The sequence below is a fragment of the Gilliamella sp. ESL0232 genome, from assembly GCF_013346885.1.
GTDB lineage: Bacteria > Pseudomonadota > Gammaproteobacteria > Enterobacterales > Orbaceae > Gilliamella > Gilliamella bombi.
In genome coordinates this window covers 98888-115227 of the sequence record NZ_JAAEDW010000010.1, presented here as the reverse complement: position 1 = coordinate 115227, position 16340 = coordinate 98888, and the positions used below count along the sequence as shown (strand labels likewise).

At 35.6% G+C, this 16340-nt stretch carries 12 protein-coding genes; 5 read left to right on the top strand and 7 right to left on the bottom strand.

Going from position 1 to position 16340, the window contains the following annotated elements; translation table 11 throughout:
• Positions 1-185: 185 nt before the first annotated feature.
• Positions 186-1004: a glutamate racemase gene (murI, locus tag GYW75_RS10885; RefSeq protein WP_174799361.1), complete on the bottom strand. Its 819-nt coding sequence runs from the start codon at positions 1002-1004 to the stop codon at positions 186-188.
• 213 nt (positions 1005-1217) lie between these two features.
• On the opposite strand from murI, the gene metK reads away from it, so the two are divergent.
• From metK to GYW75_RS10865, 4 genes are read left to right on the top strand one after another with little or no spacing between them, the layout of a single operon-like run.
• Positions 1218-2369: a methionine adenosyltransferase gene (metK, locus tag GYW75_RS10880; RefSeq protein WP_065590413.1), complete on the top strand. Its 1152-nt coding sequence runs from the start codon at positions 1218-1220 to the stop codon at positions 2367-2369.
• Complete coding sequence (locus tag GYW75_RS10875; RefSeq protein ID WP_034913345.1) at positions 2353-2856, top strand: SprT family zinc-dependent metalloprotease; 504 nt, start codon at positions 2353-2355, stop codon at positions 2854-2856. The genes metK and GYW75_RS10875 overlap by 17 nt, the downstream gene beginning before the upstream one ends.
• Before the next feature lie 14 nt (positions 2857-2870).
• The gene (locus GYW75_RS10870) at positions 2871-3488 is read left to right on the top strand and encodes a hypothetical protein (protein ID WP_174799360.1); all 618 of its coding nucleotides are present in this window, start codon (positions 2871-2873) and stop codon (positions 3486-3488) included.
• On the top strand, positions 3482-4336 hold the full coding sequence (locus tag GYW75_RS10865) for a 23S rRNA (adenine(2030)-N(6))-methyltransferase RlmJ (protein WP_174799359.1): 855 nt from the start codon (positions 3482-3484) through the stop codon (positions 4334-4336). The genes GYW75_RS10870 and GYW75_RS10865 overlap by 7 nt, the downstream gene beginning before the upstream one ends.
• A gap of 68 nt (positions 4337-4404) precedes the next feature.
• Here GYW75_RS10865 and GYW75_RS10860 read toward each other — a convergent pair whose 3' ends face one another.
• The 6 genes from GYW75_RS10860 to parE form a co-directional block, all read right to left on the bottom strand.
• Positions 4405-5715, bottom strand: a complete 1311-nt coding sequence (locus GYW75_RS10860; RefSeq protein ID WP_065610808.1) for an NCS2 family permease — start codon at positions 5713-5715, stop codon at positions 4405-4407.
• A gap of 200 nt (positions 5716-5915) precedes the next feature.
• Positions 5916-7490 carry a TerC family protein gene (locus tag GYW75_RS10855; RefSeq protein WP_034913350.1) on the bottom strand — a complete coding sequence of 525 codons (1575 nt, stop codon included), beginning with the start codon at positions 7488-7490 and terminating at the stop codon, positions 5916-5918.
• Positions 7491-7632: 142 nt separating this feature from the next.
• Positions 7633-9075 (bottom strand): TrkH family potassium uptake protein, encoded by a 1443-nt coding sequence (locus tag GYW75_RS10850; RefSeq protein WP_065561201.1) that lies wholly within the window; start codon positions 9073-9075, stop codon positions 7633-7635.
• Between the two features lie 14 nt (positions 9076-9089).
• Positions 9090-9935 (bottom strand): co-chaperone DjlA, encoded by an 846-nt coding sequence (djlA, locus tag GYW75_RS10845; protein WP_085165641.1) that lies wholly within the window; start codon positions 9933-9935, stop codon positions 9090-9092.
• A gap of 1 nt (position 9936) precedes the next feature.
• Positions 9937-12165, bottom strand: coding sequence for a DNA topoisomerase IV subunit A (parC, locus tag GYW75_RS10840; protein ID WP_085165643.1), 2229 nt, complete (start codon positions 12163-12165; stop codon positions 9937-9939).
• 27 nt (positions 12166-12192) lie between these two features.
• Positions 12193-14082 (bottom strand): DNA topoisomerase IV subunit B, encoded by a 1890-nt coding sequence (parE, locus tag GYW75_RS10835; RefSeq protein WP_174799358.1) that lies wholly within the window; start codon positions 14080-14082, stop codon positions 12193-12195.
• 541 nt (positions 14083-14623) lie between these two features.
• Here parE and GYW75_RS10830 point away from each other — a divergent pair.
• Positions 14624-16177: a hypothetical protein gene (locus tag GYW75_RS10830; RefSeq protein ID WP_174799357.1), complete on the top strand. Its 1554-nt coding sequence runs from the start codon at positions 14624-14626 to the stop codon at positions 16175-16177.
• Positions 16178-16340: the final 163 nt, after the last annotated feature.

The window sequence follows — 16340 nt, the reverse complement described above, 5'->3', positions numbered from 1 at the left end:
GCGTATACTACGCCAACCTTTTTTATTCGTCAAGATCTTTTTTTAAAATTTTTGATCTCACTTAATCACTAACTTTCCGTCTGCTTGTCGCTGACTGCGTGTCAGTGGGTGCGCATTATAGGGGCTTCTTTTTTTTTAGCAAGCAAAAAAGATAAAATAGCCATCTGGTCGCGCAAGTTTTAATCTCACTTAACTTTAATGTTTTGATATTTATTAAGATTGTAATCAGATAATTTTTTAATCAAATTTTCTACAGGCTGAGTATAAACTGTGCTTAATACAATATTTTCGGACGCAGAAGAAATTATTTGATCCAGATTATATTTATCATTTAGTAAATTACAGACTCTTGTCGCAATCGCATAACCTGAATCTATTAGGCTCGCCTGAGGAAAAAGCGTCTGTAATTCTGTCTTAATAAAAGGATAATGCGTACAACCTAGTATTATTGTATCAGGGATTGTTTGTAACCCAAGCCAAGGTTGCATTAGTTCTTTTAACTGTTTCATATCTACATTAATGCCTTGTAATTTATTTTCGGCTATAAGTGCTAATTCCGATAAACCTAACATTTTAACAGTACAATGCGAAGCAAATTGCTGTATTAAATCGGTTATATAAGTTCTTTCAACTGTTGCCTTTGTTGCTAATAATCCTATACATTTATTTTTAGTAAGTAAGCTAGCTGGTTTAATCGCTGGTACAACACCAATAATAGGGAAAGAAAATTTAGCGCGCAAACTAGGTAAACAGATAGTACTAGCTGTATTACAAGCAATAACTGCTAAATCAATTGGATAAAATTTAGTAACAGCCTCAATGACAGAGTTCACTCTATTAATTAAAAACTCTGATGATTTATCACCATAAGGGAACATCTCATTATCGAATACATAGATATAGTGTGCATTAGGTATTTTATTGTAAATTTCATTATAAACAGATAAACCACCAATACCTGAATCAAATATTAACACTGAAGGAGATTGTTTTACGATATTCATTTTAGCTATAGGATATTAAATAATAAATTAGAAACGCATCATATCGTAAATTGATTAAAAATTAATGCAAGTATTTTACCCAAGCTAATGTTGCATTTAGTTCCATAAATTATAAACTAGACGTCTAGACGGTAAAACTGCTAAAATAAATACTTACTAAAGCTAAATATTATATTTCGAATATTGTGCAAGAATAAGTTAAGGGGGTATTCTATGTCAGAGTTTCTATTTACTTCAGAATCTGTTTCAGAAGGTCATCCAGATAAAATTGCCGATCAGATATCTGATGCTGTACTTGATGCAATTTTAAAACAAGATCCGAAAGCACGTGTTGCTTGCGAAACATATGTAAAAACCGGTATGGCCTTAGTTGGTGGTGAAATCACTACTTCAGCTTGGGTAGACATCGAAGAATTAACTCGAAAAACAATTAATGATATTGGATATACCAGTTCAGAAATGGGATTTGACGCAAATTCATGTGCTGTGCTTAATGCTATTGGTAAACAATCTCCGGATATCAATCAAGGAGTTGATCGAAACGATCCTCTAGAGCAAGGTGCTGGTGACCAAGGTATTATGTTTGGTTATGCTACAAATGAAATGCCAAATCTAATGCCTGCTGCTATAAGCTACGCTCATGACTTAATGCGCCGCCAAGCAGAAGTTAGAAAAAATGGTACACTTCCTTGGTTAAGACCTGATGCAAAAAGCCAAGTAACATTAATTTACCAAGACGGTCAGATAAAAGGTGTTGATACAATCGTTCTATCAACTCAGCATTCAGAAGGTATTGAGCAAAAAGCATTACATGAAGCCGTCATGGAAGAAATCATTAAACCAACATTGCCAGCCGAATGGTTAACACCTAGAACAAAATACTTTATTAATCCAACTGGACGTTTTGTTATTGGTGGCCCTATGGGAGACTGTGGATTAACTGGACGCAAAATCATTGTCGATACGTACGGTGGAGCAGCTCATCATGGTGGAGGTGCCTTTTCTGGAAAAGATCCTTCAAAAGTTGACCGCTCAGCAGCTTATGCCGCACGCTATGTTGCAAAGAATATTGTTGCTGCAGGACTTGCTGACAGATGTGAATTACAAATATCTTATGCAATTGGTATTGCCAATCCTACATCAATCTATGTCAATACTTTCGGCACAGAAAAAATCCATCACGATAAAATTGTATCGCTTATTAAAGAATTCTTTGATTTAAGACCTTATGGATTGATCCAAATGCTTGAGCTAATTCAACCGATCTATCAACAAACTGCAAGTTACGGTCATTTTGGTCGAGATATATTCCCTTGGGAAAAAACTGATAAAGCGGCACTACTACGTGATGCAGCAGGACTATAAACGCATACCAATTTATTTACATAATCAAACTATGGCTTGTTTAAGAACTCACTTAATGCAAGCCAATCAACGTCTACATTCCCAATATAAAGAGCCTAAGATCATTTATAAACCCAAAGGCAGTATTGCTGGTAGTGCCTTTTTAACACGTTGGGAAATTCAACTTAATTCGATTATGTTGCTAGATAATGGTACTCAATTTATTGAGGAAGTTGTGCCTCACGAATTAGCACATCTCATTGTCTTTAAAGAGTTTGGCAAAGTAAAACCACATGGTAAAGAATGGCAATATATTATGTCAGAAATATTAGGAAAAATCCCTGCAACAACTCACCGTTTTCCTATTCAACGCAATACTTATTTATACTACTGCAGTTGTCAACAACATCAATTAACCTCAATAAGACACAACAAAATTCAAAATAATAAAACTAGTTATTTATGTCGTAAATGCGGTACTATACTCAAACTTAAAAGTGCCATTTAGTACTAAGATATTATATGTGTAAGTTAGATTTTCATTTTTACAAAAGTTCGTTATTAATTATCACTCTTGGCATTATCCTTTATATTACGGGAAATTGGTTTATACCTTTATGCAATGGAATGACGGTTGTAGTGATTGAACATATTCAATCTCTCTTCTTATTATTTATGTGCTGTTATACCTATTATTATGCAAAACGAGTATCTGAACATTCTGAGCTTTATAGATTTTGGATTTGGACAATTTTCTGGTGGTTTATGATTTTTGGTCGAGGAATTAGTTGGGGAAGAGACTTTTTCCCTGAGGTACCTCGTTTCTATTATAAAATCATTGCGAGTATATTAATAGCGCTCCCAATACTAAGTATATTTTTACTCACGATTCGCCGAGAAATTGCTCGTCGCTACAAATACGAAAAAATACCATTTTGGCATATATTCTTTGCTTTTTTATTCTTAGGTATAGCTGATATTGCAGAACATCGCCGTATTGGACATGAATTTCTAGTTATAACAAAAGAGCGAAAAGATCTCATTGAAGAATTAATGGAAATTCCTTGTCTTCTTTGTTTATCCTTAATAACCTTTTATATGCAAAAAAATGAAAAAAAGAGAGTAGATTCCCTATGCTAAGCTACCGCCACAGTTACCATGCAGGAAATCATGCAGATGTATTAAAACATATTGTTTTAACGTTATGTATTGAATCATTAAAGGAAAAAGAAAAGCCTTTTTTATATTTAGATACACACTCGGGGGCAGGACGATATCTATTAAGAAGTGAGCATGCAGAAAAAACGGGTGAATATTTATCAGGAATTAATTTACTATGGCAACAATCTAATATTCCTGAATTGCTTAATACATACATATCGGTACTAAGACGCTATAATCCTTTTGAGGAAATAAAATATTATCCTGGTTCACCATTAATTGCGAAGCAATTATTACGTGAACAAGACAAGCTCAACCTTACAGAGTTACACCCAACTGATTACCCTTTATTAAAACAAGAATTTAGTAAAGATAAACGAACAAAAGTTTTACGTGAAGATGGATTTTCCCAATTAAAATCAAAGTTACCTCCACTATCTCGTCGTGGAATAATATTGATTGATCCTTCTTATGAAATTAAAGACGATTATCAAAAAATCCCTACAGCATTATTTGAAGCATATAAACGTTTTGCAACAGGTGTTTACTTAATTTGGTATCCTGTGGTATCTCGTACACAAACTCAAAAAATGATTGATAATATTGTTAACTTAGGCATAAAACGAATTTCACAATTTGAGCTGGCAATAAAGCCTGATAATAACCAAAAAGGCATGACAGCATCAGGGATGATAGTAATTAACCCACCATGGAAATTACACGAACAAATGCATACAATTTTGCCATGGCTAAAAACAACACTAGACGTTGGAAAAACAGGAAATTTCATCATTAGAGAGCTAAATGGAGTTGATCCTTTATATTAACCATAAGTATCCAATGCGTTAATTTCTTGAAAAATTTCCCCATCGTAAGTAACGATGGGGAGTCATTTTTAATGATGATCAATAAAAATAAATTTTAAAGCAAATAGTAAAGCAAAAATTATTACACAAAGATTTAATTGTTTAAATTTGCCAGTAAAGGTTTTTAACACTACATAAGAGATAAAACCTAGTGCAACCCCTTCAGTAATTGCAAAGGCAAATGGCATCATAATTGCTGTAATAAAAGCTGGTGTTGCCTCTGTTAAGTCAGACCAGTTAACTTTAACTAAGCTTGAAACCATTAAGATCCCAACAAAGATAAGTGCGCCTGATGTTGCATAGGTAGGTACTAAATGTGCCAGTGGCGAGAAAAAGGCTACCAATAAGAATAATAGTCCAACTACTACTGCGGTTAATCCTGTTCGACCACCCACAGAGATACCTGCGGAACTTTCAATATAGGTTAACACTGATGATGTACCAAATAATCCACCTAAAGAGGAGCTAAAACTATCAATTAACAGCGCTTGACGCATTTTGGGGAATCGACCTTTTTCGTCACTAATGCCTGCTTTATCTGTTAGTGCTAAAATAGTGCCTGATGAGTCGAATAAGCTGACAATCATTATTGAAAAAATAACGCCCATGATACCGATATTAAGCGAGCCAGCTAAATCTACATGACCAACAACGCTAGTTACACTTGGTGGCATAGATATAATACCTTGGTAACTGATATTTGGATCGAGCCATAGTGCTAATAAAGTTACAACTAAAATTGAAATTAATACTGCTGCATGAAAGTTACGAGCCGCTAAAATAACAATGATAAAAAAACCTAGTGATCCTAATAGGACTTTAAGCGATAAGATATTCCCCATAGTTAATAGTGTGGAAGGAGAAGCGACTACAATGCCCATATTTTGAAATCCCATAAAAGCAATAAATAGTCCAATACCTGCACTAATACCTACACGCAAACATTGTGGAATATGTTCAATTAACCAGTGACGAACTTTAAATAGTGATAACGCAAAAAAGATTAAAGAACCCCAAAATATCGCTCCCATACCAATTTGCCAAGAATAGCCCATTGCCCCACATATGCCATAGGCAAAAAAGACGTTAAGCCCCATGGCAGGTGCTAATGCAATTGGTAAATTGGCAAATAGCCCCATTAAAATGGTAGCAAAGGCTGTTACGATACAAGTTAGAACAAAAACAGCAGAAGTATCCATACCTGTTGCTGATAAGATGGAAGGATTCACGAAGATGATATAAACCATTGTTAAAAAGGTAGTACAACCAGCGATAATTTCAGTACCGATAGTTGTTTTTTTCTCTTTCAATTGAAAGGTTTTTTCGAATATTGACTTCATAAGTTTAGGCCTAATTTAAATTGATAAGTAAGAGTAAAAGTTTATAAACAGTTTTACCTATTTTTTTACTAAAGGGGAAAAATAAAAAAGATGAGGAGTATTTACTCCACACCTTCAAATAAACAAAAATTTTTCAGCGTCAATTATTGCTAGTTATTTATTTTGGTCAAGCGTTATTCTAGTTATTTCTCTTTGCTGTATTATAATGCTACAGAATCAGGTTTATTTAACGTGATTTTTACTTTAAGAATTCTATGACTTTCTATTTCAGCTACTTCAAATAAATAATCGCCAATTTGCAAGGTTTCACCAACATTGAGTAAATGTTGAGCTTTTTCCATTAATAGCCCCGCTAGGGTATGATATTCACGTTTATCATCGATCGGTATTGGTACAAAACGGACTAGCTCTTCAACTGGAATATAACCATTAGCAATCCAGCTATTATCATCTAGACATTGAATATCATGTTTAGCATCAATTTCCTCTTCTTCTGTTGGAAAATCACCAGCAATGGTTTCGATAATATCTGTTACCGAGACAACCCCTTGCATTGAACCAAATTCATCAACCACAAAAGCAAAATGAGTTTTGGCCTTTTTAAATTGTTCTAATGCAACCAGTAACGATACGGTTTCTGGAAAGATTAAAGGTTGTTTGATTAGTGAGTGTATATCAATCGGTGCTTTGCTTTGTAGTACATCTTTTAAAAGGTCATTAACTTGGATAATGCCTAAAGGCTCATCAATTGAGTCATTATCAGTGACAACTAAACGAGAATGAGGATTATCAAAGATTTCTTTTATTATAACATCACGATCGTCATTAATATTGACCATATCAACATCAAGTCGAGATGTCATAATGCTACTGACCGAACGCTGTGCAAGTCCAAGTACTCGTTCAACCATGCTGAGTTCTTGATGATTAAACACTGATACTTTTTTATTAGCATCAGATACGATATCAATATTATGAGTATCGGGATCTTCCTCAGCATCACCTTTTAGTAGATGTAAAATAGCTTCGGCAGTACGTTCTCGTAGCGGTTTTTTATTTAATGCTTTACGGCGATTTAGTATGGCTAATTGATTAAAAAATTCAATCATGATTGAGAAACCGATCGCCGCATATAAGTAACCTTTTGGAATAATAAAATCAAAACCTTCGGCAACAAGACTAAATCCTATCATTAATAAGAAGCTCAAGCATAGGATCACAATGGTTGGATGGGCATTGACAAAATTAGCCAATGGTTTGCTTGCAACCATCATAATGCCTATTGCTATACAAACGGCAATAATCATCACTGGGATATGTTCAACCATTCCAACAGCTGTAATAACTGAATCAAGCGAGAACACTGCATCAAGTACAACTATTTGAGCAACGACAGTCCAGAAGTGGGATGTCTTTTTAGGTTTACCATCCTCATTTGATGTGCCTTCAAGGCGTTCATTGAGCTCCATGGTAGCTTTAAATAGCAAGAATATACCACCAATTAGCATAATTAGTTGTCGGGCATTAAAACTGATCTCGGATATCGAAAATAGCGGTGTAGTGAGTGTGACTAACCAACCCGTAAACATTAATAATAAAATTCGAGTGATTAATGCAAAAGCAAGACCGGTAACGCGGGCTTTATCTCGTTGTTGGGGTGGAAGTTTCTCGGCAAGAATGGCTATAAAAACAATGTTATCAATACCAAGGACGATTTCAAGTACAACCAGAGTGGATAAGCCAATCCAGATTGTAGGATCCATGATCCATTCCATATGTCAGGTGATTACCTCTAATAAATACAGCACATGCTGCGTTGTAATTCTGTCTGTAATTGAGCAAATAATCAATAAAATATTTATAAAAATTGCATATCCTGTTAAAAACTTTCAGGTAACTATGTGTTTCAGTATAAATTTAGCTTTTCCAAAATGTTGGTGTGAATAAAACTAGTAAGGTAAATATTTCTAATCGCCCAAATAACATGTCAACCACCATTACCCATTTTACTATATCACTGACACTAGCAAAATTATCACTTACACTACCAAGACCAACCCCTAAATTGTTAAGTGATGATGCTACTATGTAAAAAGAGTCAGTGGCATCAATGCCTGTTGCCATAATAATAAATAAGCTAACTAAAAAGACCAACGTATATGCAGAAAAGAATCCCCAAATTGCTTCGATTATGCGTTCAGAAACCACGCGATTATTTAATTTTAAAGTATAAATAGCGTTAGGATGAATAAGGCGCTTTAGTTCACGTGAGCCTTGCATAAACAAAATTAACACACGAACCACTTTTAAACCGCCACCCGTTGATCCCGCACAACCACCAATAAATGAAGCGCACAATAAAAAGATTGGTAATGATGATGGCCATGTGTTGATATCATCGACACTAAAGCCTGCTGTTGATGATATGGATACCACTTGTAAGATAATTTTATCAATGCTCAGGCGGTGTGGTTTATAGAAATAAATAACAATTGTGCAGATAGCAACTAGTATCAGTAGAATAAATATAAATGTTCTGAACTCTTGATCACGCCAGTACTCTTTAATCGAAAAGCCACTTAGTGCGGCAAAATGGAGCGCAAAATTACAGCCGGATAAAATCAAAAAGAGGGTGACGATGTAATTGATTACCGGACTATTAAAATAGGCTAAATTATCATCATGGGTTGAAAACCCTCCCATTGATATTGTAGAGAAACTATGTGACACAGCATCAAATACATTCATACCAGCCAGCCAGAGACAAATAGCACAAAGCGTTGTTAGCAAAATATAAATTGACCAAAGTGTTTTAGCTGTTTCAGCAATACGTGGACGCATTTTACTGTCTTTTTGCGGACCGGGAATTTCGGCACGATAAAGTTGCATTCCCCCTACCCCCAGTAATGGTAAGATAGCAACAGCTAGCACGATAATCCCCATCCCTCCAAGCCATTGCAATAATTGGCGATAGAAAAGTAAAGCTTTAGGTAGATGATCTAACTTAACAATTGTGGTGGCACCTGTTGTGGTTAAGCTTGAAAATGATTCAAAAAATGCAGTATTTAAATTTAAATTAATATGTGTATCAAAAATAAAAGGAAAAGCGCCAATTGATCCTAGAACAACCCAAAATAGTACGACGATAAAAAAGCCTTCACGTGTGCTCAGCTCGTGGCGATGATTACGATTAGGAAACCATAGTGCAATTCCTAAAATTAAGGCAACAAAAAAAGAGCGAACAAAAATTGCACCAGCCCCATCGCGATAGATTAATGCAACAAGTGCTGGTAATAACATGAATATCGATAATAGGGATACTAATAAACCGATAATTCGTAAAATTGATCGCCAATGCATCATGATGATAGTCTCTACTTAAATCCACGTGATGCTTTGATAAGATCATAGGCCGCTTGAATCTCTTGTGCACGTTTTTTGGCGGCTTCAAGCATCTCTTTCGGTAAGCCTTTCGATACTAACTTATCAGGATGATGCTCATTCATTAATTTACGATAAGCTCTTTTTATTTCTGAGATTTCAGCTGTAGCTGCAACACCTAAAATTTTGTAAGCATTTTGTAGGTCGGATTGTGGTGAGCGACCTTGATAATTTCCATAATTATTACTGCGTTGGTATTGGTCTCGTTGTCCGTATTGGTTACTATAGCCATTTTGACGGAAGTGATAACTTCCCATCATCATTTGGATATATATTGCCATTTGTTGACGTGGAATATTAAATTCTTCAGCCACAATAAATAAAATTTGTTGTTCTTTTTCGTCTAAAACGCCATCAACTAATGCGGCTTGGATCAATTGCTCACAAAAAATATTTAACACATTACGTCGAAAACGATATTGTGCGTATAGCTCAGCCAAACGAGATCTTAGTGGGTAGTCACTTGCTTTACCATTATTAAATGAATCTTGTGCTAGTTTTCGGCCGTTTCGGTCAAGTTGTAATCTATCCATAAATTGACTGGCAAGATTAATATCATCTTGTGTAACGACCCCTTTAGCTTTACTTAAGTGACCTAGAACTTCAAAAACAACAGTTAAATAAAGTGTTGGATTTGCTTGTGTTCTTTGTTCGGTCAATTTATTACAAAACATGCGGTAAAGCATTGGCCCAACAAAAAGCCCAAGAATAAATCCCCATCCTGTTTTTAATACAGTGCTCAAAACAAAGCCTGCAATTATTGCCCAGATAAAAGACATATTATTCGTTCACCTCTATTTTATCTATCTTTTGTAAACCTCTCGGTAATGGTGTACCTTTTCGTGCTCGCTCTGCCTTAAATTTTTGTAAATCAGCAGGATATAATGTAAGTTTGCGTTTACCAACATATAACGTTATTGAAGTGTCTTGTGTAATTAATAGAGTATAAGTAAGGCAGTCATCAGCACCTGAAAGTGATACTATTTTATTTCCTTTACCTTTAGCAAGTTCAGGTAAATCTTTTACAGGAAATATGAGCATTCGACCTGCTTTGGTGATTGATAGTAGTAAACTATCTTCAGATGTGATTTCAATTGGTGGCAATATTTTAGATTCTTTAGGCAAATTAATAATTGCTTTACCATTACGATTGCGAGCAATCAAATCACTAAATTTACCAATAAATCCATAACCAGCACTTGAAGCAAGTAATAATTTTTGATCATCATTTTGAGACATGAGCACATGTTCAACTGTTGCACCAGCGGGTAGTGCTAATTTACCAGTTAATGGTTCGCCTTGACTTCGTGCTGATGGTAACGTGTTTGGTTCTATAGCATAACTACGTCCCGTTGAATCGATGAAAATAACAGGTTGATTACTTTTGCCTTTGGCGGCAGCTTTAAAACTATCACCAGATTTATAACTTAAACCAGCAGGATCAATATCATGACCTTTTGCTGTTCTTACCCAACCCATTTCAGATAAAACGACAGTAACAGGTTCAGATGGTGTTAACTCTTGTTCACTAATAGCTTTAGCTTCACTGCGCTCAACAATTGGAGAACGACGGTCATCGCCATATTTTTCAGCATCCTCTTTTAGCTCTTTTTTAATTAAATTACTCAATTTTTTAGGCGAAGCTAACAAAGCTTGCAGATGATCACGCTCTTTTGCAAGCTCACTTTGTTCGCCTTTAATGCGCATCTCTTCAAGTTTGGCTAAGTGGCGAAGTTTTAACTCTAAAATCGCTTCGGCTTGAATTTCAGTTAAGGCAAAACGATTAATTAATTCTTGTTTAGGTTCATCTTCGTGACGAATAATTTCGATAACTTCATCAATATTTAAAAAAGCAATTAATAAGCCATCGAGAATATGGAGTCGTTTTAATATTTTATCTAAACGGTAATTTAAACGTCGAGTGACGGTATTTTTTCGATACTCTAACCATTCAGTAAGAATTTCAACTAAGCCTTTTACTGATGGGCGATTATCAAGCCCAATCATATTCATATTAACCCGATAACTTTTTTCGAGATCGGTTGTGGCAAATAGATGATTCATCACTTGCTCTAAATCTACTCGATTTGAACGTGGCACAATGACCAGACGAGTTGGATTTTCGTGATCAGACTCATCACGTAAATCTTCAATTAAAGGTAGTTTTTTGGCTCGCATCTGAGAAGCTATTTGTTCTAAGATTTTAGCACCCGAAACTTGATGAGGCAGATCTGTAATTACAATATCACCTTCTTCTTTCTTCCAGACAGCACGCATACGGATTGAACCACGACCCGTTTTATAGATTTTCGCTATGTCTTCTGGTGAAGTAATAATTTCAGCTTCTGTTGGGAAATCGGGGCCTTGTATGTGAGCCATTACTTCGTTTAGCGTCGCATTGGGGTTATCAGCAAGCATAATTGCCGCATTCGCGACTTCACGAAGGTTATGAGGCGGTATATCAGTTGCCATGCCGACCGCGATACCTGTTGTACCATTTAATAAAATGTTGGGTAATCTAGCCGGTAACATTTTAGGTTCTTGTAAAGTACCATCAAAGTTAGGCGTATAATCAACCGTTCCTTGTCCTAGTTCACCTAATAGTAGTTCGGCATATTTTGACAAACGTGATTCAGTGTAACGCATAGCGGCGAATGATTTAGGATCATCAGGTGCCCCCCAGTTACCTTGCCCATCAACTAATGGATAGCGATATGAAAATGGTTGCGCCATGAGCACCATCGCTTCATAACAGGCACTATCACCATGAGGATGATATTTACCAAGCACATCCCCGACGGTACGCGCAGATTTTTTAAATTTGGCTTGTGCGTTAAGTCCTAATTCAGACATAGCATAAACAATGCGTCGTTGCACTGGTTTTAAGCCATCTCCAATAAATGGCAAGGCACGATCCATAATGACATACATTGAGTAGTTTAAATAGGCACTTTCGGTAAAAGTGCGTAACGACTGGATTTCTACTCCGTCATGAGTTATCTCACTCATTATTGTTCCTCTAAATCATTCTGTTTGTTAGACATCAAGTTCAACTTGATCGCCTTTTTCTTGTAACCATTCGCGGCGATCTTCTGAGCGTTTTTTAGCAAGTAGCATATCCATTAATGCCATCGTTTGCTCAGCATCATCAAGCGAAAGCTGTACTAAACGACGCGTATTGGGATCCATTGTTGTTTCGCGTAGTTGTAGTGGATTCATTTCACCTAGACCTTTAAAGCGCTGCACATTGGGCTTGCCTTTTTTACGTTTAAGCTGTTCTAAAATGCCTTCTTTTTCTTCTTCATCTAAGGCGTAATGAACTTCTTTTCCTAAATCGATGCGGTAAAGCGGCGGCATAGCAACAAAGACATGCCCATGTTCAACCATCGTACGAAAGTGCCGAACAAATAAAGCACAAAGTAATGTTGCAATATGTAGTCCATCTGAGTCAGCATCGGCTAAAATACAGATTTTACCATAACGTAATTGGCTTAAATCATCGCTATCTGGATCGATACCGATAGCAACAGAAATATCATGGATTTCTTGTGAGCCGAGTACTTCATCGGACGAGACTTCCCATGTATTTAAGATTTTGCCTTTAAGAGGCATAATGGCTTGATATTCACGATCTCGCGCTTGTTTAGCCGAACCTCCCGCAGAATCGCCTTCCACTAAAAACAGTTCAGTACGACTTAAGTCTTGTGATGAGCAATCAGCCAATTTGCCTGGTAATGCTGGACCACTGGTTAATTTCTTTCGAATGACTTTTTTGGACGCTTTTAAGCGTTTTTGTGCACATAAAATTACCATTTCAGCTAGTAATTCGGCTATTTGTACATTTTGATTCAACCAAAGACTAAACGCATCTTTCACAATAGCCGAAACAAATGCCGCACTTTGGCGCGATGATAAACGTTCTTTAGTTTGACCCGCAAACTGAGGCTCTTGCATTTTGACTGAAATAACATAGGCACAGCGTTCCCATATATCATCGGCGGTTAATTTTAATCCTCGTGGTAACAAATTGCGAAACTCACAAAACTCACGCATTGCGTCTAATAATCCTTGACGTAAACCATTAACATGGGTGCCACCTTGTACGGTTGGGATTAAGTTAACGTAACTTTCAGTTAATAATTCTCCACCTTCTGGCATCCAAAGCAGTGCCCATTCTACAGCTTCTGTTTCGCCAGTATGATTACCTGTAAAAGGCGTTTCAGGTAAAAGAGAGTAACCGCTGACAGATTCCATTAGATAATCTTTTAGGCCATCTTCATAACACCAACGTTGTTCGGTATTATTGATTTCATCTTTAAAAATAATTTCAAGGCCAGGGCAAAGTACCGCTTTAGCTTTTAGTAGATGTGATAAGCGTGGGACAGAAAATCTAGGCGAATCAAAATATTTTTCGTCAGGCCAAAAATGAACTTTGGTACCTGTATTACGACGACCACAAGTGCCCGTAATATGCAGATCTTCAACTTTATTACCGTTTTCAAAAGCTATTTCGTACACTTGTCCATCACGATGAACTGTAACTTCAACACGTTTTGATAATGCATTGACTACCGAAATACCTACACCGTGTAAACCACCTGAAAATTGGTAATTTTTGTTCGAGAACTTTCCGCCAGCATGTAAACGACAAAGCAATAATTCAATCGCTGGTACACCTTCTTCAGGGTGAATATCAACCGGCATTCCTCGCCCATCGTCGATAACTTCTAGTGAATTATCTTGAAAAAGGGTAACCTTAACTTTACGAGCATGACCTGCGATAGCTTCATCAACACTGTTATCAATGACTTCTTGCCCTAAATGGTTTGGTCGGCTTGTGTCAGTGTACATTCCTGGTCGATGACGAACTGGATCAAGGCCTTTTAATACTTCAATATCAACGGCATTATAAGTAGATTGTGACATAGTTTTTCTATTTATTCGAATAAATGACGGCTATTATACCAATCTTTGTTTAATAAGACCAAGATCAATGGTGAAGGCGTTTGATTTGCAATGCTAAACTATATTTATCATAATAAATTAATCATAATGATTAAGGTGGACAACTTATTGAGAGTGAATCATTGGCGCTGTCCTTTAATTGAATTTTATACCTAAATCTCTATGTGCAAATAAATTCATAATGTATTGTTGATCGTGAATTACGGTTGATAATTTAATACCTAGAACAAGTGTTGTATTTATTTTTCGTTTTATATTGTCAATATAGTTTATAACAAAATCAACACCTTTAACAAATCTTAACGAATCTTAACAAAAGTTAATATTTTTTATCTTTAAATGATACTATTTCTTGTTTAAAATTAAATCAATATCCTCTTAATGGGTGATATTTTGTGCATTAATACTACAGAAACACCATTAATTAATGGTCAATAATAACTCAAATATTTAATTCTTTAAAATAATCGTAAATTCACAAAATAGAATAGGTAATGGTATAATGTCATTTAATCATACTTTTCAACAACCAAAAAATTTGATTTCTCTGAGATCGTTACTTTTTAATTGTAAGGTACAGCTATTTTATCCTCCATGTAAACACCTTCTTTCACTTATAAAATTTTTCTCTTCACGTTTAACTCTATTTACTTGTATTTATCTTCTTTTACCTGCAAATAGTGCAATCGCTTTATCAGCAACGACCAATAAAGTAATACGCGGTAGTGCGCCGTATTTAACGTTTGATGGTGGAGCAACCAAGGTAAAAAGCGTTGAAGGGTTGTTAGGCATAAAACTGCCGAATAGTAGCTATATACCACCAGGTATAAATAGCGCTCTTTACCCAAATGCAACGGTAGATACCTCAAATGCAAATAACCCAATAGAAATGCCAAATATAACCAACACTTTCGCCGATATTCAAACCATAGTGCCTATTTCAAATTATCCTAAAGTTTCGTTAACTAATTTGGTTAATGCTTATGGTCGAGATGATGACGGGGATGGTAGCATCAGTGCATCAGGTCAATTAACGATTAAATGGCAAGACAAAAATGGTAAAGACATTACTAATGAGGTTAAAAAACAACCAAATAAGCCATTAAATATTTGTAATGCACCTTATAAACTAACATTAACCGCAACTGATACTAGGTTACAGACAACGTATGGTATACCAGGAGAAAGTGAATTCTCTGGGGCTAGCCACTCATATTACATCAAACCCAATATCAATAAACCTTTGGTGTGTTATGCTCAACCTAATTTAAACTATGGTACGAACGAATATGCTGGTCCAGAGGAACAATGGGATCCAAATCATGGATTTAAAGTACAAGACCTTGGCAATGCATCAAAGAATTTCCCTACAACTGGAGCAAATAATTTATATTTTAAATTAATACTTGAAGGTATGACAGCAAGGCAAATGATTGCTATTAATGGCAATAAAGTAAATCCAGTATTAGGTAAGGGGATTACGCTATCATTGTCAGCTGAAAATAATGCATTAGAGGGTAATATTGTTCGGATAACCTTAAAAGGACCAACACAGAATTCGATAAATAAAACGTTTCACCCAGCAAGATTTGAACTTTATAGTGATAAAGCAAAAAAAAACTTGATTTATCAATTTAAAATAGAGCATTGGTTTATCGTAAAATCAGGGGATACAGGTCAAAATTTCAATAATGCGCTTTCGTTTTGTAAAAATCTTTCTTCACCACAAACGTATTTTGTCCCTGAAGTACAAGATTATACAAACGCAAATGGTTTTGGTTGGAACTTTGGGGTGCCAGGACAAGGCAATACGTATCAACGCAGAATTAGTTATTGGAATTCTTCTAATAATAAATGGGTTGGAGGATTGTTTAATGAATGGGGAATTATTTATGATTATCGTGATGCAGGTTGGGATTTTGGCGACTATTGGGTAATTAATGAATCTCAGGGTAAAAGATATAATGTTTTCGCTCAATTTGGTGATGTAGATTTTCTATTCAATCACCCTTCTAGTGACAGGGTTGCTTGTTTTACTTGGATGAGTGACTTTTAGAAAACACTGGATTATTTACACTTTATGGTTAGAATAACCCGTTAAAAACTCATAAAGCGTTTTCCCCGAAATCGCTTTATGGGGTTTAATCTTATATAATTCTAACAGCTATCTATTTAATCATCATTTCATTCGATTCTTATTAATTTAAACAGTTTTCGTT

Coding starts and splice junctions, on each gene's coding strand:
- GYW75_RS10870 (WP_174799360.1), top strand. CDS start 2,871: ATGTGTAAGTTAGATTTTCATTTTTACAAAAGTTCGTTATTAATTATC.
- murI (WP_174799361.1), bottom strand. CDS start 1,004: ATGAATATCGTAAAACAATCTCCTTCAGTGTTAATATTTGATTCAGGT.
- GYW75_RS10875 (WP_034913345.1), top strand. CDS start 2,353: ATGCAGCAGGACTATAAACGCATACCAATTTATTTACATAATCAAACT.
- djlA (WP_085165641.1), bottom strand. CDS start 9,935: ATGTCTTTTATCTGGGCAATAATTGCAGGCTTTGTTTTGAGCACTGTA.
- GYW75_RS10830 (WP_174799357.1), top strand. CDS start 14,624: ATGTCATTTAATCATACTTTTCAACAACCAAAAAATTTGATTTCTCTG.
- GYW75_RS10855 (WP_034913350.1), bottom strand. CDS start 7,490: ATGGAATGGATCATGGATCCTACAATCTGGATTGGCTTATCCACTCTG.
- GYW75_RS10865 (WP_174799359.1), top strand. CDS start 3,482: ATGCTAAGCTACCGCCACAGTTACCATGCAGGAAATCATGCAGATGTA.
- GYW75_RS10850 (WP_065561201.1), bottom strand. CDS start 9,075: ATGCATTGGCGATCAATTTTACGAATTATCGGTTTATTAGTATCCCTA.
- metK (WP_065590413.1), top strand. CDS start 1,218: ATGTCAGAGTTTCTATTTACTTCAGAATCTGTTTCAGAAGGTCATCCA.
- GYW75_RS10860 (WP_065610808.1), bottom strand. CDS start 5,715: ATGAAGTCAATATTCGAAAAAACCTTTCAATTGAAAGAGAAAAAAACA.
- parE (WP_174799358.1), bottom strand. CDS start 14,082: ATGTCACAATCTACTTATAATGCCGTTGATATTGAAGTATTAAAAGGC.
- parC (WP_085165643.1), bottom strand. CDS start 12,165: ATGAGTGAGATAACTCATGACGGAGTAGAAATCCAGTCGTTACGCACT.